1 rRNA gene is annotated in these 388 nt (G+C 41.5%); it reads left to right on the forward strand.

Features of this window, described 5'->3' with window-relative positions:
• Positions 1–282: 282 nt before the first annotated feature.
• Positions 283–388, forward strand: a 23S ribosomal RNA gene (locus tag ACI48P_RS22215); the annotation flags it as partial.

The following is a 388-nucleotide window of genomic DNA, read 5'->3' on the forward strand; positions in this document are numbered from 1 at the left end:
TTTCTAATTTGAGCAACGCAGCACGACCGTATGGGAGTGACCGTTGGCGACATGCGATAACATTTTAGTACTTTGAGCAACGGGATATGAGCGTATGCGAATAGACGTTGGCGATGTACGTTAGTACTTTGAAAACTGCATAACATTTAGTGATATGACATCATTTTATATATGAAGAGAAAACTTCTAAAAATCAATAGACAGATAAGTCTTTAAAATCAACTTTAAGCAAAGGGACATGAGCGAATGCGAATGGACTTTGGCGATAACTTTTAATAACTTGGTCAAGTTATTAAGGGTGCAGGGCGGATGCCTTGGCACTAGGAGCCGATGAAGGACGCGATAAGCTGCGATAAGCTTCGGGGAGTTGCACGTAAACTTTGATCCG

It is taken from the genome of Romboutsia sp. LXY-2 (assembly GCF_056171995.1).